General features: G+C 70.4%; 18 protein-coding genes and 1 pseudogene. 7 read left to right on the top strand and 12 right to left on the bottom strand.

Features of this window, described 5'->3' with window-relative positions:
• Window positions 1-3: 3 nt before the first annotated feature.
• The 6 genes from ACWD02_RS35165 to gvpO are packed head-to-tail and all read right to left on the bottom strand — an operon-like array spanning window position 4 to window position 4,259.
• On the bottom strand, window positions 4-1,065 hold the full coding sequence (locus tag ACWD02_RS35165) for an SRPBCC family protein (protein WP_451218415.1): 1,062 nt from the start codon (window positions 1,063-1,065) through the stop codon (window positions 4-6).
• 6 nt (window positions 1,066-1,071) lie between these two features.
• A complete protein-coding gene (locus ACWD02_RS35170) occupies window positions 1,072-2,343 on the bottom strand; it encodes a histone H1-like repetitive region-containing protein (RefSeq protein WP_451218417.1) in 1,272 nt (423 codons plus the stop codon).
• Between the two features lie 44 nt (window positions 2,344-2,387).
• Window positions 2,388-2,630 carry a gas vesicle protein GvpG gene (locus ACWD02_RS35175; RefSeq protein WP_451218420.1) on the bottom strand — a complete coding sequence of 81 codons (243 nt, stop codon included), beginning with the start codon at window positions 2,628-2,630 and terminating at the stop codon, window positions 2,388-2,390.
• Window position 2,631: 1 nt separating this feature from the next.
• Window positions 2,632-3,387, bottom strand: a complete 756-nt coding sequence (locus ACWD02_RS35180; RefSeq protein WP_451218423.1) for a GvpL/GvpF family gas vesicle protein — start codon at window positions 3,385-3,387, stop codon at window positions 2,632-2,634.
• A 2-nt stretch (window positions 3,388-3,389) separates the two neighbouring features.
• The gene (gvpJ, locus tag ACWD02_RS35185) at window positions 3,390-3,893 is read right to left on the bottom strand and encodes a gas vesicle protein GvpJ (RefSeq protein ID WP_451218426.1); all 504 of its coding nucleotides are present in this window, start codon (window positions 3,891-3,893) and stop codon (window positions 3,390-3,392) included.
• 39 nt (window positions 3,894-3,932) lie between these two features.
• Window positions 3,933-4,259, bottom strand: a complete 327-nt coding sequence (gene gvpO, locus ACWD02_RS35190; protein ID WP_451218429.1) for a gas vesicle protein GvpO — start codon at window positions 4,257-4,259, stop codon at window positions 3,933-3,935.
• A 273-nt stretch (window positions 4,260-4,532) separates the two neighbouring features.
• On the opposite strand from gvpO, the gene ACWD02_RS35195 reads away from it, so the two are divergent.
• Both ACWD02_RS35195 and ACWD02_RS35200 read left to right on the top strand, forming a co-directional pair.
• Window positions 4,533-5,081, top strand: coding sequence for a DUF1062 domain-containing protein (locus ACWD02_RS35195; RefSeq protein WP_451218432.1), 549 nt, complete (start codon window positions 4,533-4,535; stop codon window positions 5,079-5,081).
• Window positions 5,082-5,283: 202 nt separating this feature from the next.
• Window positions 5,284-5,472: a hypothetical protein gene (locus ACWD02_RS35200; RefSeq protein ID WP_363205708.1), complete on the top strand. Its 189-nt coding sequence runs from the start codon at window positions 5,284-5,286 to the stop codon at window positions 5,470-5,472.
• A gap of 30 nt (window positions 5,473-5,502) precedes the next feature.
• On the opposite strand, the gene ACWD02_RS35205 is transcribed toward ACWD02_RS35200, so the two are convergent.
• Window positions 5,503-6,528: a DNA topoisomerase IB gene (locus tag ACWD02_RS35205; RefSeq protein WP_451218435.1), complete on the bottom strand. Its 1,026-nt coding sequence runs from the start codon at window positions 6,526-6,528 to the stop codon at window positions 5,503-5,505.
• Between the two features lie 87 nt (window positions 6,529-6,615).
• Entirely contained in the window at window positions 6,616-6,879 is a 264-nt protein-coding gene (locus ACWD02_RS35210) for a DUF6480 family protein (protein WP_451218438.1), read from the bottom strand.
• Between the two features lie 221 nt (window positions 6,880-7,100).
• On the opposite strand from ACWD02_RS35210, the gene ACWD02_RS35215 reads away from it, so the two are divergent.
• From ACWD02_RS35215 to ACWD02_RS35230, 4 genes are all read left to right on the top strand, one after another.
• Window positions 7,101-7,910, top strand: a complete 810-nt coding sequence (locus ACWD02_RS35215) for an SDR family oxidoreductase (RefSeq protein WP_451218441.1) — start codon at window positions 7,101-7,103, stop codon at window positions 7,908-7,910.
• Window positions 7,911-8,067: 157 nt separating this feature from the next.
• A complete protein-coding gene (locus ACWD02_RS35220) occupies window positions 8,068-8,799 on the top strand; it encodes a hypothetical protein (protein WP_451218444.1) in 732 nt (243 codons plus the stop codon).
• Window positions 8,796-9,050, top strand: coding sequence for a hypothetical protein (locus tag ACWD02_RS35225; RefSeq protein WP_451218447.1), 255 nt, complete (start codon window positions 8,796-8,798; stop codon window positions 9,048-9,050). Before ACWD02_RS35220 ends, ACWD02_RS35225 begins: the two co-directional genes overlap by 4 nt.
• Window positions 9,047-9,823: a metallophosphoesterase family protein gene (locus ACWD02_RS35230; RefSeq protein WP_451218450.1), complete on the top strand. Its 777-nt coding sequence runs from the start codon at window positions 9,047-9,049 to the stop codon at window positions 9,821-9,823. Before ACWD02_RS35225 ends, ACWD02_RS35230 begins: the two co-directional genes overlap by 4 nt.
• Window positions 9,824-9,926: 103 nt before the next feature.
• Here ACWD02_RS35230 and ACWD02_RS35235 read toward each other — a convergent pair whose 3' ends face one another.
• The 4 genes from ACWD02_RS35235 to ACWD02_RS35250 form a co-directional block, all read right to left on the bottom strand.
• Window positions 9,927-10,379 (bottom strand): SRPBCC family protein, encoded by a 453-nt coding sequence (locus ACWD02_RS35235; protein ID WP_451218453.1) that lies wholly within the window; start codon window positions 10,377-10,379, stop codon window positions 9,927-9,929.
• Between the two features lie 110 nt (window positions 10,380-10,489).
• Window positions 10,490-11,494 (bottom strand): SDR family oxidoreductase, encoded by a 1,005-nt coding sequence (locus tag ACWD02_RS35240; protein WP_451218456.1) that lies wholly within the window; start codon window positions 11,492-11,494, stop codon window positions 10,490-10,492.
• Complete coding sequence (locus ACWD02_RS35245) at window positions 11,491-13,281, bottom strand: glycoside hydrolase family 15 protein (RefSeq protein ID WP_451218459.1); 1,791 nt, start codon at window positions 13,279-13,281, stop codon at window positions 11,491-11,493. The genes ACWD02_RS35240 and ACWD02_RS35245 overlap by 4 nt, the downstream gene beginning before the upstream one ends.
• A gap of 142 nt (window positions 13,282-13,423) precedes the next feature.
• Window positions 13,424-15,253: a thiamine pyrophosphate-requiring protein gene (locus ACWD02_RS35250; protein ID WP_451218462.1), complete on the bottom strand. Its 1,830-nt coding sequence runs from the start codon at window positions 15,251-15,253 to the stop codon at window positions 13,424-13,426.
• A gap of 520 nt (window positions 15,254-15,773) precedes the next feature.
• Here ACWD02_RS35250 and ACWD02_RS35255 point away from each other — a divergent pair.
• A pseudogene (locus ACWD02_RS35255) lies at window positions 15,774-16,073 on the top strand (transglycosylase SLT domain-containing protein); the annotation flags it as partial.

The raw sequence follows: 16,073 nt of genomic DNA on the forward strand, positions 1-16,073 counted from the left end.
CGGTCACCGCCTTCGGGCGGACCGGGCACGGGGTCGTCGGGCGCCCTCGTCCTCCTCGTCCTCGTCGCCTTCTTCGTCTTCCTCGCCTTCTTCGTCCTCCTCGGCGTCCTCGTCCCGCTCCTCCGGCTCATCCTCCTCGGCGTCCTGGTCGTCGTACTCCTCGTCGGCCTGGTCCTGTTCCTGGTCCTCGTCGTCGTACTCGGACCCGGCTTCGCCGTCCCCGTTCTCGTCGTCGTAGTCGTCGTCCTCCAGGCCCTCCTCGTGGGTGCGGACGACTTCGCCGTCCCGGATCTCACCGCGCCAGCCCTCCACCTCGTCGTCCGCGTTGAGCGTCACGTAACGGGCGAAGTGCTTGAGGTCGAGCCGCAGCCGGCGGCCCTGAGCACGCCACAGGTTTCCGGTCTTCTCGAAGAAGCCGGCGGGGTAGTACTCGACGATCGCTACGACACGGGTGAGCGTCGGGGCAAGCTCGTGGAAACTGACGGCACCGCGAGTGCTGCCCTTGCTCCCCTCCGAGGACCAGACGATCCGGTCGTCGGGCACCTGTTCCTGGACCGTCGCCTTCCAACTCCTGCTGGACGGTCCGACCTTCACCTTCCAGTCCGAACTCACTTCGTCGGACATCGAGACACTGCGGACACCCTTGGTGAAGCTGCTGAACTCCTCGTACTGGGTCCACTGGTCGTAGACCGTCCGCAGCGGCACACCGATGTCGATCACCTCGACGATGTTGGTGACCTTCGTGTCGCCCGACCCTCCCCCGCCACCACCGGAGGAGAACAGGTCCTTCGCCTTGCCGACCACGTTGTCCTTGAGGTCCTTGGCCTTCTCCGCCACGACGGCTTTCGCGGGCGAGTCGCCCTTCAGCATCCGGGCGCCCATCTTGGGGAGTGACCCGCCGTTGTCCGCCACGTCCTGCAGTTTGTCGGTGAGACCACCCAGCGCGTCACCCAACTTGTCCGTCAGGTTCTGTGCCTGCGCATCGAGAAAATCGGTGAGCCCATCACGCAGCCGGTCCATGCCCGACTCCTCGCCGCTGCCGGCGCTCTTCTTCCGTTCGGCCATGGCCGGTCAGCTCCTCTGCCTCGAACGCGACGTCGTCGCTCTGCCGCCCGATCTCTTGGCGGCACCGGTCTTCTTCGCTGTTGTCTTCTTGGCTGTTGTCTTCTTGGCTGTTGTCTTTTTGCCTGCTGTCTTTTTCGCCGCTGACTTCTTTGCTGTTGCCTTCTTCGCCGGGGCCTTCTTCGCCGTCGACTTCTTCGCTGCCGTCTTCTTTGCGGGCGTGGACTTCGCCGTCTTCTTCGCCGCTGTCTTCTTGGCGGAGGTCGACTTCTTCGCGGCGGACTTCTTCGCAGGGGCGGACTTCTTCGCAGGGGCGGACTTCTTCGCGGCGGTCTTCTTCGCAGGGGCGGACTTCTTCGCGGCGGTCTTCTTCGCAGGGGCGGACTTCTTCGCGGCGGTCTTCTTCGCAGGGGAAGCCTTCTTCGCAGGGGAAGCCTTCTTCGCGGGCGAAGCCTTCTTCGCCGGGGCCTTCTTCGCCGCGGGCTTCTTGCCGGGAGGTGCCTTCTTCGCCGCCGGAGGTTCCGAACCGTCCTTCCCGCCCCTGGACCCTTCGCGGTCAGTACGCGCTATCGCGGACTTCTTGCCCTGGGGCTTCTTCGCTCCCGACCTGGGGGCGGAGCGTTCCCGGCCCGCTCTCCGACGCGGCGTCGATCGGCGTTCCGCGTCGCGGCTCGAGCGTCGGCGGTCATGGTCGTGGTCGTCACGGCCTGTGGCGCCACGGTGGCGACGCGAGGTCCGGCTGCGAGAAGGGGCCGAGGGCTCATCGGCACCTTCCTCGTCTTCGCCCTCGCCGTCGTCATCTTCCTCGTCTTCGTCCTCGTCCTCGTCCTCTACGTCGTCGGCGGCCTCGTCGTCATACCGCGCGTCCTGGTCGTCCCAGTCCTCGTCCTGCTCGTCGTCCTGCTCGTCGTCCTGCTCGTCGTCCTGCTGGTCACCCTGCTCGTCGTCGTACTCGTCCTGATCCCGCGATGAGCGCAGGGACTGTGTGCGCTCGGCGAGTTTGTCCGTGAAGGAGGACATCTGGCGGCCGGCCGCGGCGGACATCGCGGCCCGCCCCGCGTCCATCAGTTCGCCCCGCACCTGTTCGCTGAGGTCGGCGAACTGCGGTGTCTCGCGCAATCGCTGGGCTCCCTGCCGGAGCAGTTCCTGCGGTGAGAGGCCGAACTTGCGACCCGCGAGATACGAGCCCACGGCAAAGGCGAGCTTGGCCTTCTTGGTGCGGCCCAGGAGATATCCCCCGGCTACTGCTGCGCCGAGTGCGATTCGGTTGCATTCATTCATCAGGAACTTCCCGTGAGTCGAGGCCGACGCCGCCGCGCACAACGTCAGGAGGCCGGGCGGTAAGGACGACGTTCCAACAGGTCGAGCAGGTGCTCTTCTTCGCGTTCGAACTGGTCAAGATCGATTTCGCCCTGGTCCAGGGCTTCGTTGAGGGCGGCGAGCCGAGCTCTGACCGCGTCCGGTGAGTACAGCTCGTCTTCCGCCGCCTCGATCAGCCGGTCCGCGATCCAGCCCACACCGCGGATCGGTGCCAGCGGGAGCAGCAGGATGCCGCTGATCAGTCCCATGTCACGCCCCGGCGGGTACGGCTTCGGCGGTCACGAAGCTGTAGCAGGGCAACGGTCCCGTGAGCGTCAGCGTGATCCGCCCCCGGCAGCGGGTGGCGAGCAGGTCGACCGCCTTGCGGAAAGCGGTCTCGGCGCTCCGCGGCACCAGGAAGGAGACGTTCATGATCCCCCCGGCGCTCTCGCGTCCCTCACGCGTCTCCGCCGCCAGCGGGCGCAGCTCGGCCAGCACGTCGGCGGCTGCCTGCTCCGCCCGGCGTTGCAGCGCGCCGGCGACGGCTTCGCCCAGGCGTACGTTCGCCTCGTATCCCGGACGCCGCCGTGTCGTCTCGCGCAGCGCGCGCAGGCCGGCGTCCTCGCGCAGCACGTCGGGCAGCGCCTCGGGCACGGACTCGCCCTTGAGGTTCCACTCGGCCTTGCCCTCCAGCCGTGTCAGCGTGGCGAGATGGGCCTCGCGGGCGGAGTCAAGACCGGTGAGGACGGTCTCCTCGTCGGGTGCGATCACCCCGAAGCGCATGGGCAGGACGGGACCCCGCCGGGCGAGCTCGGCGAGCACGTCCTGATGGGCGCTGAGGTCACGCCGCCGCGCACGCGGACGCCCCGCCACCCGGCTCACGACGGCGGCGAGGCCGTCCCGGCCCAGCACCGACACGACGGCGTTCTCGTCGCCGACAGCACGGCAGCTCCGTGCGTGGGCGGCGTGCTCGGGGGCGGTGATGGCGTACACGTACAGGCCGGGCGGGCCGGGGGGTGTCGGCACGGTCAGTCCTCTTCGTCTTCGTCACGGCGCCGTGCGCGGGGGCGCTGACCGGCGCGGGATGTGGAGCGGGGACGGGAGGACGAGCGGGAGGATGCGCTGCGGCGCGGGCGGCTCGCCTCGCGCTCCTCTTCGTCGTCATCGTCGTCGGAACCCGAGTCCAGGCCCAGGGTGTCCTTGACCTTGTCGCCGACGGACCGGGCGGCCTTCCTGGCACCGGCCTTGCCCACGGCCGTGGCCGCGCCGCCGCCGAAGAGCTCGGGGACGGTCTTGCTGCGGGAATCGTGTTCGAGGTCGAGGCGGTTGCATGCCTCGGCGAAGCGGAGGTAGGTGTCGACGGACGCGATGACGATCCTCGCGTCGATCTTCAGGATCTCGATGCCGACCAGTGAGACCCGCACGAAGACGTCGATGACCATGCCGCGGTCGAGTATGAGTTCCAGGACGTCGTAGAGCGTGCCCGCACGGGGCGCGCAGGGGACGACGTCCTCGCTGTAGGTGGTGGTCATGAAAGGGCCTGCTCCTCTCGACGGCGCAGAAGGTGCGCCTCAGCTGTCCGCCCAGCCGCGTCGGTAGCGGCGGACTCTGCGGTACTGCGTCAGGCGTCCGTGCGCGTCCAGATCCACCTCGTAGGTGGCCAGGAGGCTGGTGGTGTCGGGAATGCGAGCCACCTCCAGCACATCCACGCTGACCCGCCAGCCATCGCTCTCGGTCGGGCAGACGGCCGACACGCCTTCAGCGCGGTGACCGATGAGTTCGGTCAGCGTCCGGCATGCCTCGCCGACCAGTTCCCGCAGGTCCGGGACGCCGTGCTCGTCGGCGCGCTTCGCCGACCGGCGGGGGGCGGCCTGGGTGCGTCGTGAGCGCTCGGTCATGCGACCACTCTTGAACGCCCCGCCCCCGACGGCGCGGGCTGATAGTCCGATCAGGTGCCGCGGCAGCTGTGGGGCGGCCTCTGTGGGGGCGCCGGAAAAATCGGTGGTACGCGCCGCCGTGCGCGCTTACGGTGCTGCCGAACCGAGTCGCCCAGGAAAGGACGTGCCGTTGTACACCGTGTGAGTCCCCCCGAGTGCTGAATCGTCGCGCGTCGCGCCTGTGCGCCGCGCTCCTTTTTGCTGCGGACTTCTCACTGAAACCGGTGTACTTCTGTGCTCAACAACTGGGTGGTCATGCCCATCTGCCTGCCGACCATTCTGCGCCGCTGTCATGTGTGCGCGTCCGATCGCTTCCGGGCCGACGGCAAGTTTCGCGTCAACGCGAACCACAAGGTCCTCGACGCCTGGCTCCTCGTGCTCTGCGGCACTTGTGGGAACACGGCGAAGCTCACGGTCCTGGAGCGGGTGCACGTGCGCTCCGTACGACCTGAGCTGCTTGAGCGGATGCACGACAACGACCGTGGCCTGGCGGCCGAGCTGCTGCAGGAGCCGGTCGTGCGGCGCCGCAATCGCATCGCCCTCGACTGGGACGGCGCCTGGCGCCTCGACACCGGCGGTTCGGATCATCTGGACCGCGAGGTGGTCGACGTCTCGGTCCGCTTCGCGGCGCGGATACCTGTGCGGCCGGCGAGTCTGATCGCTGAAGGCTGCGGTCTTGCGCGGGCCGAGGCCGGCCGACTGATCGCTGAGGGGAAGGTCGTCTCGGCCGTCCGGCTGAGCGGCAGGATCTCCGGCGACTTCGCCTTCCTGCTCAAGCGCTGAGCCCCCTCGAGGCCGGGGCCGGGGGCCTGACCGGTGATCCGCCGGTCAGGCCCCCGCGCCCGTCACCTGCCGCCGCCCCGCCCCGCGCGACGGCGAGCGACGCGGCTCCCTCACGCAACGCGGTGACGCTCTGTCATCAGTGGCGGCCCCATCCGGCGTACCCGGGTCGCGAGAGGGGTGGGCGCGGCCTTACACCGGACCTATGAGCAACAGCGAGAAGCAGGTGTACAGCCCTGGTGAGATCGTCCCCGATTCGGGGATCTACGAGTGCGACTGCCAGCAGCATCACGGCTACAGCACCGACGTACACGGTCATCGCTTCCCGCCGCCGCCGGCGGGCTGCACCGGCCACGGCTGGAAACTCAAGGACGCCGCGCACCCCGACTCCTGACGCGCACCCGCGCAGAGCCGCGCCGCCATCTCACGTCAGCAGCCGCAGTACCGCCTCCTCGATGGTCCCCTGGGTCGCGGGGTGGCCGAACTCGGCGCCGTCGCCCAGCTGCTCCAACGCACCGGCGATCGTGCGGCCTTCGTCGAAGAGCTCGATGACGCGCGGGTTGATGTACGAGGCGCGGCACACCGCGGGCGTGTTGCCCAGGTACGCGCTGACCTCGCGGACGGCACGGGTGACGGCGCTCTTGCGTGCGGTACGGGACTCGTCGGCCACCTGTGCGGACACGGCGAGGGCGACCGCGGCGAGGACGGTCGCGTGCCAGGTGCGGAAGTCCTTGGCGGTGATGTCCTTGCCCGCGCGGTCACGCAGGTAGTCGTTGAGTTCGGGGGCGTTCAGCTCGTGCCAGGTCCCGCCCTGCCAGTAGGCGAACAGGCGCTGTCCTCCGCCACTGCGGCGCAGCAGGGCGCGCAGCACCGTGCAGGCGGGCGGGTCGACGAGCGCGCGCGTCTGCGTCTTGGAGTACTTCGCCGGATACGTGAGGCAGACCTCCCCGCCCCCGCAGGAGGCGTGCTCCTTGAGCAGGGTGGTCAGTCCGTACGTGCCGTTGTCGCGCCGGTAGGACTCGTTGCCGATGCGGAAGAAGCCGAGGTCGAGCAGGCGGACGGCGCAGGCGAGGACGCGTTCGCGGCAGAGACCGCGTCGGTCGAGGTCCTGCGTCACGTGCTCGCGCACCTCGGGCAGTGCGCGGGCGACCTCCAGCACGTGGTCGTGCTTCGCGGTCTCCTGACGCTCGCGGAACCGCGGGTGGTACAGGTACTGACGTCTGCCCGCGGCGTCGGTGCCGACGGCCTGCAGGTGCCCGTTGGGCCAGGGGCAGATCCAGACGTCCTGCCAGGCCGGCGGGATGACGAGGCTCCGCAGGCGCTCCTTCTCCTCGGGGTCGGTGACGGGGCGCCCCGACGCGTCCTTGTAGCGAAACCCGCGTCCCGAACGGACGCGGGAGATCCCGGGTCCGTCGACCTGGCTCGTCCTCAGCCGCCGCTTCTCGCGCATGCCCCAGGGGTGCCCCCAAAGCGCCGCGTCAGACCTTGGATTGGAGCGTTTGGCCGAGTGCGCCGCCCCCCGTGGCGCTGCACCGCGTCACAGCAGCAGGACGAGCGCGTAGACGAGGAAGAACGCCGCGACCAGCACGACAAGGCCGATGATCAGGGCCAGCGGCCCCTTCGACCAGCCCTTGGAGGGATTGTGCGTCTCCTCGGGCCCGGCCCCCGACATGCTGCCCTCGGCGGGCGGGGTCTCCCCCGGCGGCACGCCCCCGCCGGGTTCAAGGCCTGTGGTCTTGCCGGGATCGGGGTCCGGGTCCGGGGGGCGGGGGTCCGGGTCCGACTGATGGGGAGGAGTCATGTGATCCAAGTTCGCACGCCGTCCGGGCGCTCACCTCTCCACCGCCACCGAGATGGGCTGTACGCGATGGTTCCCACGCGTTTTGCCACGCGTCCTCGAGGAGACCCGGAAGCCTGCATGACCGAACCTGGACGCAGGGTGCCCGGTGATCCGTCCGACGGCCCGAGCCGACGCCCCCGCGGCCCGTCGACCGGCCGGGGCCCGGCACACGAGGAGGTTGCATGACCGAGCGCACCGCTGCCACCACCAGAGCGGCCGTCGTCACCGGCGCCGACTCCGGCATCGGCCGGGCGACGGCGGTCCGTCTCGCCGAGGCCGGGATGGACGTCGGGATCACCTGGCACAGCGATGAGGAAGGCGCCGAGAGGACAGCCGAAGAAGTACGCGGGCACGGTCGGCGCGCGGCTGTCGCCCGGATGGACCTGTCCCGGCTGCCCGATGCCGCGCAGGTGGTCGACGAGCTCGCCGAGCGGCTCGGCCGGATCGACGTCCTGGTCAACAACGCCGGCACCGGCACCCGCACCCCCTTCCTGGACCTGCGGCACGAGGACGTCGTACGGGTCCTCGACGTCGACCTCGTCGGCCCGTTCCTGTGCGGCCAGCTCGCCGCACGCCGCATGATCCGGCAGGGCGACGCGGGCCGGATCATCAACGTGACCTCGGTGCACGAACACCAGCCCCGCGTGGGCGCGGCCCCCTACTGTGCCGCCAAGGGCGGGCTCGGACTGCTGACCCAGGTGATGGCCCTGGAACTCGCGGAACACGGCATCACCGTCAACTCCGTCGCACCCGGCGAGATCGCCACTCCCATGACCGGACAGGAGGACACGGACGTGCACGGCGTGGACCGCCCCGGCATCCCGCTCGGCCGACCCGGTGACGCCCGTGAGATCGCCGCCGTCATCGCCTTCCTCGCGGGACCCGACTCCTCGTACGTGACCGGTGCCTCCTGGGTCGCGGACGGCGGCATGGTGCGGATGGGCCCCCAGGCCGGCTCCCACCTCCGCAGCGACGAGTGGCGGCGGCCCTGAGTTGCCGGGAGCGGGCGCGCCCGTCGCCCCGCGGCAGCGGGCGTGGCCGGATAGAAGTCGGCGGACCGGGTATCGGATGTGCCTGTATCGGAGATCGTCGGAGACTGCCGACCTGCGCGATCAGTGCAGCAGCCGGTGTCCGGAAACGGAGCAGCAGGTGACGCGGAACGCGGATGACGCCACCCCAGGCCCCCTTACCGACGACCGGCAGAGGCCGGTCACCGAGCCGTCCTTGGCGGCAGCGCCCATCGGGGTGAGAACACACCACGACTCCCCCGCCGAGGAGCTACCCCCTGACCTCAATCAGGCCATCCTCGAGGCGGCCAAGCAGGTCGGTGCCGTGCTCAAGAGGGGCGGTCACGACTTCGCCCTCGCCGGCAGCGTCGCCGTACACGCGCACGGCGGGACCGGGAACCTCCAGCACGACGCCGACTTCTGCATCAGGCCGGAGGACGCCGACGCGGTCGCGGCGACCCTGACCGACGCCGGGCTCACGGTGTACGCGCCGCCGGAGGACTGGCTGCTCAAGGCCAAGTGCCTGGGGCAGGACATCGACCTCATCTTCGAGCTGGCCCACCAGCCGGTGGACACCGAGCTCCTGGGGCGGGCCTCGGAACTACCGGTGGACTCCGTGCAGATGCCGGTCCTCGCGCCGACGGATCTGGTGCGGGCCCTGCTCGCCGCCTTCTCCGAGCATCACTGCGACTTCGGTGCCGTCCTGCCGATCGCGCGGCAACTGCGCGAGAAGATCGACTGGGAGGAGGTGCGCCGTGGCTGCGGGGATGCACCGATGCCGGCGGCCTTCCTGTACCTGCTGGAGCGCCTCCAGGTCATCGCACCGCAAGGAGAGGCACCGCAAGGAATCGCGCCGCAAGGAGGAGACCGATGAACGACCAGGCACATGCCGACTATCGCATCGCCCACCTCAAGGAGCGCCTCGCCGCCGAGGAGCTGGGCGAACTGGGCATCCGCATCGAGACCCGCGGACCGTCCGTGATGGTCGCCGGGACCGTGCCCACGACGCACTGCCGCGAGGAACTGCGGCGCACCGTGCACGAGGAACTGGACGGCCTGACGGTCCACTTCGACATCGTGGTGGCCGACGCGTCGGCCCCCGACCACCCCGAGGAGCTCGCATGATCCGCGTCGCAGCCGTGGGGGACATCCACATGGGCCTCGACAGCCAGGGCGTGCTGCGGCCCGCCTTCGAGACCCTGCCCGACTGCGCGGACCTGCTGCTCCTCGCGGGGGACCTCACCCGGCACGGCACGCCGGAAGAGGCTCGCGTCGTGGCCCGGGAGGTCACCGACCTGCCGGTGCCGGTCGTCGCGGTGCTCGGCAACCACGACCATCACGACGAGCGGCCCGACGAGGTCACGGCCATCCTGCGCGATGCGGGCGTCCAGGTGCTCGAGGGGCAGGGCACCGTCGTCGCGGTCGACGGCAAACGGGTGGGGGTGGCGGGGACCAAGGGCTTTGGTGGAGGGTTCGTCGGCCGCAGCGGCAGCGAGTTCGGTGAACCCCTGATGAAGGAGTTCATCCGGTACACCCGCCACTGTGCCGACGGGCTGCGGACCTCGTTGCGCGAACTGGCGGAGCAGGAGTGCGACGCCCGGGTCGCGCTCATGCACTTCGCGCCGGTGCCGGACACCCTGGCGGGTGAACCCCTGGAGATCTACCCGTTCCTGGGCAGCTACCTCCTGGCCGAGGCGATCGACGACGCGGGCGCGGACCTCGCCGTCCACGGCCATGCGCACGCGGGCACCGAACACGGCATGACCAGTGGCGGCGTACCGGTCCGCAATGTCGCGCAGCCGGTCATCCGCAAGGCGTTCAACGTGTATCACCTGCCGGGCCACGGAGGTTCGGCACAGCCCGCTACCGCCGCGGCTTCGTCCGACCGGTCCGGCTGAGCGCATCCTCGGCACTGCGCCCTGCGGAGCCGCGACGCGACGCACCGACGACGGCTGAGGCCCGGACCATGCGGTCCGGGCCTCGGCCTTGCTTCGTGCGGGATCAGACCTCGCCGCGCCAGGCGCCGGTCTCCACGCCACCGCGCTGCTCGATGAACTGCTTGAACCGTCCCAGGTCTCCCGCGACCTGCCGCTTGACGAAACCGAGCTTGTCGCCGACCGTCTCGGCCAGGCCTTCGGGGGCGTAGTCCATCTGCAGCATGACCTTGGTGCGCGTGTCGTCCAGGCGGTGAAAGGTGACGACGCCGGCCTGCTTGGCCTGTCCCTCGACCGTGGTCCACGCCACGCGCTCGTCGGGGATCTGCTCGGTGATCGTGGCGTCGAACTCCCGCTCCACACCGTCGATCTTCGTCACCCAGTGGGTGAGTTCGTCGGTGCGCTGCTCGATCCGCTGCACGCCTTCCATGAACTGGGGGAACGTCTCGAACTGGGTCCACTGGTTGTACGCCGTGCGGACCGGCACATTGACCGCGATGGACTCTTCGACTCGCGACACAGATGACACCTTTCCTCGTTGCCCGCCCGGTCCCTTCAGCGTCGGGGCCGGGCGGTGCGGCAGTTGCTCCCCACCCGGGTGCCCGAGACGTCTCCCGTCACACCCGCCTCTCAGCGCTTTCCCCGGCGCCGCACGCCGAGCGCCATCGCTCCGCCCGCGACGCCCGCCGCCGCGACGGCCGCGAGCGCCGGATGCCGGGAAGCCCACAGTTGCGGGTCGCGTCGGCGGGATTGCTGGTCGAAGGATCCGTGCGCCCCGTGGTCGGTGTCGTCGTCCACCGGGTGCCACAGGTTGTACCTGCGGTTCGGTTCCTCGGCCTCCTCGGTCTGCTGGGCGTCGTAACCGGTGCGGGCGAGGTAGCGGTCCAGCAGTCCCGGCGCGAACTTGTTGGCGACGAGGGTCGCCGCCGTACTGGCCCCCACGAAGTACTGCTTGCGAGCGGGGTGATCGACCGCCTGCACGACGGCGGCCGCGGCGACTTCGGGCTGGTAGATCGGCGGCACCGGCTGCGGTCGACGGGGCAGCCGGGAGAGGACCCAGGAGAACTGGGTGGTGTTGACGGCGGGCATCTGGACCACGGTGATCCGGATGCCACTGCCCTGGTGCATGAGTTCGGTGCGCACGGATGAAGTGAAGCCGTTGATGGCGTGCTTGGCCCCGCAGTAGGCGGACTGCAGGGGGATGGACCGTGCGCCGAGCGCCGATCCGACCTGCACGATGGTGCCGCTGTCACGGGGCGTCATATGGGCCAGCGCGGCCCGGGTGCCGTTGACGAAACCCAGGTAGGTCACCTGCGTGACGCGTTCGTACTCCTCCGCCGAGATGTCGGTGAAGGGCGCGAAGACCGAGGTGAACCCGGCGTTGACCCACACGTCGATGCGGCCGAAGGCCGCCACGGCCGCATCGGCCGCCGCCTCGACCGCCCGGTGGTCGGCGACGTCCGTGGGGACGACGAGCGCGCGCCCGCCCGCTTCCTCCACCTCGCGGGCCGCCGCGTCGAGTCCGGCCCGGCCCCGGGCGAGCAGGACGACGTCGTCGCCGCGTGCCCCGAACGCGCGGGCGGTGGCCCGGCCGATCCCCGCGCTCGCTCCGGTGATGACAACGGTCTTCGTCATGACGGCTTTCCTTCCGGTCCGGGTGCTGTGGCCAGGCGGATGGAGGATTCGAGCATCAGGGCGTGCACGAAGGCCTGCGGCAGGTTGCCGCGGAGCTGCCGCTGGCTGATGTCGTACTCCTCCGTGAAGAGGCCGGGCGGCCCGCAGGCGGCCCGGTTGCGCTCGAACCAGCGCAGGGCCTCCGCCCGGTTTCCCTGCTGGTGTTCGGCGAGCGCCATGACGTATCCGCACAACAGGAAGGCGCCCTCGGCTTCTTCGAGGGGGCGTTCGTCATGGCGGAAGCGGTAGGCGTAGTAGTCGCGGGTCAGCTGCGCGCGGTAGGCGTCGAGCGTCCGCACCGTCCTGGGGTCGGCAGCAGGCAACGCCCCGCGGATCGGCGGGATGAGCAGCGCCCCGTCAAGACCTGGGTCGTCGGTGGCGCGCTGCCAGCGTCCGGTGGGGTGTGTGCTGGTCGCGGACGTCTCGGCGAGCACGGTGTCGGCGAGCGAGGCCCACCGGGCGGCGCGGGCCGGTGCCACGTACGGCGCCATGGAGCGCAGTCCCGCGGCGCAGATGAGGCGGCTGTGGGTCCAGACACGGTCGTGCAACTCCCAGATGCCCGCGTCCGGTTCACCGCGGCGCCGGGCGATGGTGTCGGCCGCGATGTCCGCCGCGCGCCGGCTGTCGCTGTCGAGCCTGCCCGCCCTGGCCGCGGCGGCGAAGAGCAGCAGCGCCTCGCCGAACGCGTCGAGCTGGAACTGCTGGTTGACCCAGTTGCCGGTGAGGTCATGGCCTCCCGGATAGCCGGGGAGCTCCAGGCATCTCTGGTCCGGGACTCGATCGCCGGTGACGGTGTAGGCGGGCGCCATGCGGGGCCCGTCGGCATGCAGGCGCGCGGAGACGAACCGTACGGCGTCATCGGTCAGGCCATGGTCGCCCGCGACGGCGGCGGCCTGCCCGGCGTAGCACTGGTCGCGGATCCACACGTACCGGTAGTCGTAGTTGCGCCCCGCACCGGCCCGCTCGGGGAGGCTGGTCGTGGCCGCCCCGACCATGCCGCCCGTCGAGCTGGTGAGGCCTCGCAGCACGACGAGGGAGTGCCGGGCGTCCTCGGGGGCCAGCGAGGCGGGCAGCGTAGGCACCGCACGCTTCCAGGCATCCTCCGTGGCGTGCCACGCCCGGTCCGCGTCGACGGGGTGGCCGAGTTCCGCGTCGGAGAGTTCCAGGACCAGGTCGTGGTGGCCGCCGGGCGGCAGCACGAGGTCGGCTTCCAGGCCCGTGGTGCGCAGAGCGGCGCGCACCGGGCGGGCTGCGCCGCCGCCCGTCCAGCGCCAGCGCAGCCCGCCGCCGCGTCCGGTCCACACGCCCGAGTCCGCGCGGCGCACGTGGCGGGGCGGGCTTTCGCCGAAGTCGGCGTGCGGTGCGAGGCGTACGGTGACGCGCGCCTCGCCCTCGACCGCGGTGATCCTGCGCAGCAGGACGGCGCATCGCGTGTCGCCGGGGAAGGCGAGCGCCTCACGGCATTCGATGACGCCGGTGGTGGTCACCCAGCGGCTGCGCCAGATCAGCGTGCCGTCCTCGTAGTAACCGCCCCAGACAAAGCGCTCGCGGGGGGCGACGGTGTAGTGGCCCGCGCCGCCGATGAGGGCGGAGAACACCGCTCCGGAGTCCCAGCGCGGTGCGCACATCCACACGATGTCGCCCCCGGGCCCGACCAGCGCGCCGCGTTCACCGTCGGCGAGCAGCGCGTACTCGCGCAGTACGTGCGGCGGGGGCAGGTCATCGTGCGACCGGTGCGGGCGGGTCATGCGCCTCCCTCGTCGGGGTGCGGTCGTCCACCGGCGGCGGTGGGCTGCCGCGGCCCTGTGCCTGATCGTGCTGCCGGGCGGGTCCGGCACCGCCCGAGGGAGGCTCCGTCACCCACACGTGGGCTCGGGGGCCGTGACCGGGTCACTTGCCCTCGGGCCCCGGACGGCCATCGGCGTCGGACGCCCGGCGGCGGCCGGGCAGCATTTCCTGCACCTTGGCCTTGAACCCCTGGCGCACCACGGCGGTCCGGTCGCTGTCGCCCTTGAGGATCGACAGAGCCGCCGCCTCGATCTGGTCGAGGGTGGCGTGCGGAGGGATCGGCGGGACGGCGGGGTCGGTCCGGAAGTCGATGACGAACGGCCGGTCCGCGCCCAGGGCCCGGTGCCACGCCGCCTCCACGTCGCCCGGCTTCTCCACGCGTACGCCGTCGAGGCCGATCGTGCGGGCGAAGTCGGCGTACGGCACGTCGGGCAGCGCCTGTGAGGGCAGGAACTGCGGGGCGCCGGACATGGCGCGCATCTCCCAGGTGACCTGGTTGAGGTCCTGGTTGTTCAGGACGGCGACGATCAGCCGCGGGTCCTGCCACTCCTGCCAGTACTTGGCGACGGTGATGAGCTCGGCCAGACCGTTCATCTGCATCGCGCCGTCCCCGACGATCGCGATCGCGGGCCGGTCGGGATGGGCGAACTTGGCGCCGATGACATACGGGACGCCGGGGCCCATCGTGGCGAGCGTGCCGGACAGCGAGCCGCGCATCTCGCCCCGCAGGCGCAGATGGCGCGCGTACCAGTTCGCGGCCGAACCGGAGTCGGCGGCGAGCATCACGTCGTTCGGCAGCAGGGCGTCAAGGGCGTGCACGACGTACTCGGGGTTGACCGGGTCTGCCTCCACCGCGGCGCGCCGCTGCATGACCTCCCACCACCGGGCGGTGTCCTTCTCGATCTTCTTGCGCCAGGCGCCGTGCTTCTTGCGCTTCAGGCGCGGGATGAGGGTTTCGAGGGTCACGCGCGCGTCACCGACGAGGTTGACCTCGAACGGATACCGCAGACCGATCATGAAGGGGTCGATGTCGATCTGCACCGCGCGGGCCTGGTCGAACTCCGGCAGGAACTGGCTGTACGGGAAGCTGGAGCCGATCACCAGCAGGGTGTCGCAGTCCTGCATCATCTCGTACGAGGGCCGCGTGCCCAGGAGGCCGATGGACCCGGTCACATACGGCAGATCGTCGGGGAAGGCGTCCTTGCCGAGCAGTGCCTTGGCCACTCCGGCGCCCAGCAGGTCCGCGAGCCGCTCGACCTCGGCGCGGGCGCCGCGGGCGCCCTGGCCGATCAGGATGGCGACCTTCTCCCCGGAGTTGAGCACTTCGGCGGCCCGTTCCACGTCCTCCGGGGCGGGTGCCGGGGCGTAGCCGCTCAGCCCGAGGCTGGAGGGGACCATCTTGAACGCGTGCGTCGGGGGCGTGTACTCCAGCTCCTGGACGTCCGCCGGGATGATCACCGCGGTGACCGTCCGCTTGGCGTACGCCGTGCGCATGGCCCGGTCGATCACGTTGGGCAGCTGCTCGGGAACGGTCACCATCTCGCAGAAGTCGGACGCGACGTCCTTGTAGAGGCTCAGCAGGTCGACCTCCTGCTGGTAGGAGCCGCCCATCGCGCTCCGGTTGGTCTGTCCCACGATGGCGACCACGGGTACGTGGTCCAGCTTCGCGTCGTACAGGCCGTTCAGCAGGTGGATGGCTCCGGGGCCCGAGGTGGCGGCGCAGACGCCGACCTTTCCGGAGAACTTTGCGTACCCCACCGCTTGGAACGCGGCCATTTCCTCGTGCCGGGCCTGCACGAACTTCGGGTTGTTGTCCGCGCGGCCCCACGCGGCAAGGAGGCCGTTGATCCCGTCGCCGGCATAGGAGAAGACGTGGTCGACGTCCCACTCGCGCAGGCGCTGCAGAACGTGGTCGGAGACCTTGGTCGCCATGGCGTTGCTTCCTCTCGGAGATGCGGGGGCGCGCGAGGAACGGGACGAACCGGGCGCAAGAGCCCGGTACCCGAAGTCATCGGGTTCACGTGCCGGATTTCGGGCCGCTGCCCCGATCGGCCCTGTCAAAGACCACGAGTGGCAGCAACACGGCCCCGCAATCGACTCCCAAGGGCTCGACGGACGCACTCTGCGCAAATCCAGGAGACAAAGCAGGAATAGAAGAGGAATGACCGGGCATACTCGCCCCTTGCTTGTGAGCCCGCCCATAGGGGCCACATCACACGCTAAGGACGGTAGTAGATACCCGGCCGTTTCCCGGGCCGTGGAATTCCTGCGAACGCACTCACCCCGGCAATTTCTACGTAGCCGGGTAGTACGTCACATCCTTGCGCCGCTTTCCCCTCGCCGCTAACCATGGACGACGTCGCAGGGCCGGAACGCGAACAGCGCGAATACATCGCCATTCCGAACGCACCGGCCCCGCCCCACGTCCCCCATGGAAAAGGTTCACTCTCGTATGACGACGCGCACCAGCACCGCCCGAGTCGCAACCGCCCGCATCGCCCGTATCCGCTCGTTCTCCGTCGCGGGCCTCGCCACCGCCGGAGCCGCGGCCGCTCTGCTCACCGTCGCCCCCTCCCCCGCCCAGGCCGCCGAGCCGCACACCGCCGCGGCCAAGGCGCCTGCCGCCGCCGCGAAGGCCGACAAGCGGTCGTACGCCAACAACCTCGACGGCTGGATCAAGGAGTCCCTGGACATCATGAAGTCCAAGGGCATCCCCGGCTCCTACGAGGGTCTGCACCGCAACATCATGCGC

It is taken from the genome of Streptomyces sp. NPDC002853 (assembly GCF_053591915.1).

What these genes read in the sequence shown, in the direction of transcription:
- ACWD02_RS35165 (WP_451218415.1), bottom strand. Translation starts at nt 1,065, where the DNA reads ATGGCCGAACGGAAGAAGAGCGCCGGCAGCGGCGAGGAGTCGGGCATG.
- ACWD02_RS35170 (WP_451218417.1), bottom strand. Translation starts at nt 2,343, where the DNA reads ATGAATGAATGCAACCGAATCGCACTCGGCGCAGCAGTAGCCGGGGGA.
- ACWD02_RS35175 (WP_451218420.1), bottom strand. Translation starts at nt 2,630, where the DNA reads ATGGGACTGATCAGCGGCATCCTGCTGCTCCCGCTGGCACCGATCCGC.
- gvpJ (WP_451218426.1), bottom strand. Translation starts at nt 3,893, where the DNA reads ATGACCACCACCTACAGCGAGGACGTCGTCCCCTGCGCGCCCCGTGCG.
- gvpO (WP_451218429.1), bottom strand. Translation starts at nt 4,259, where the DNA reads ATGACCGAGCGCTCACGACGCACCCAGGCCGCCCCCCGCCGGTCGGCG.
- ACWD02_RS35200 (WP_363205708.1), top strand. Translation starts at nt 5,284, where the DNA reads ATGAGCAACAGCGAGAAGCAGGTGTACAGCCCTGGTGAGATCGTCCCC.
- ACWD02_RS35205 (WP_451218435.1), bottom strand. Translation starts at nt 6,528, where the DNA reads ATGCGCGAGAAGCGGCGGCTGAGGACGAGCCAGGTCGACGGACCCGGG.
- ACWD02_RS35210 (WP_451218438.1), bottom strand. Translation starts at nt 6,879, where the DNA reads ATGACTCCTCCCCATCAGTCGGACCCGGACCCCCGCCCCCCGGACCCG.
- ACWD02_RS35215 (WP_451218441.1), top strand. Translation starts at nt 7,101, where the DNA reads ATGACCGAGCGCACCGCTGCCACCACCAGAGCGGCCGTCGTCACCGGC.
- ACWD02_RS35225 (WP_451218447.1), top strand. Translation starts at nt 8,796, where the DNA reads ATGAACGACCAGGCACATGCCGACTATCGCATCGCCCACCTCAAGGAG.
- ACWD02_RS35230 (WP_451218450.1), top strand. Translation starts at nt 9,047, where the DNA reads ATGATCCGCGTCGCAGCCGTGGGGGACATCCACATGGGCCTCGACAGC.
- ACWD02_RS35240 (WP_451218456.1), bottom strand. Translation starts at nt 11,494, where the DNA reads ATGACGAAGACCGTTGTCATCACCGGAGCGAGCGCGGGGATCGGCCGG.
- ACWD02_RS35245 (WP_451218459.1), bottom strand. Translation starts at nt 13,281, where the DNA reads ATGACCCGCCCGCACCGGTCGCACGATGACCTGCCCCCGCCGCACGTA.
- ACWD02_RS35250 (WP_451218462.1), bottom strand. Translation starts at nt 15,253, where the DNA reads ATGGCGACCAAGGTCTCCGACCACGTTCTGCAGCGCCTGCGCGAGTGG.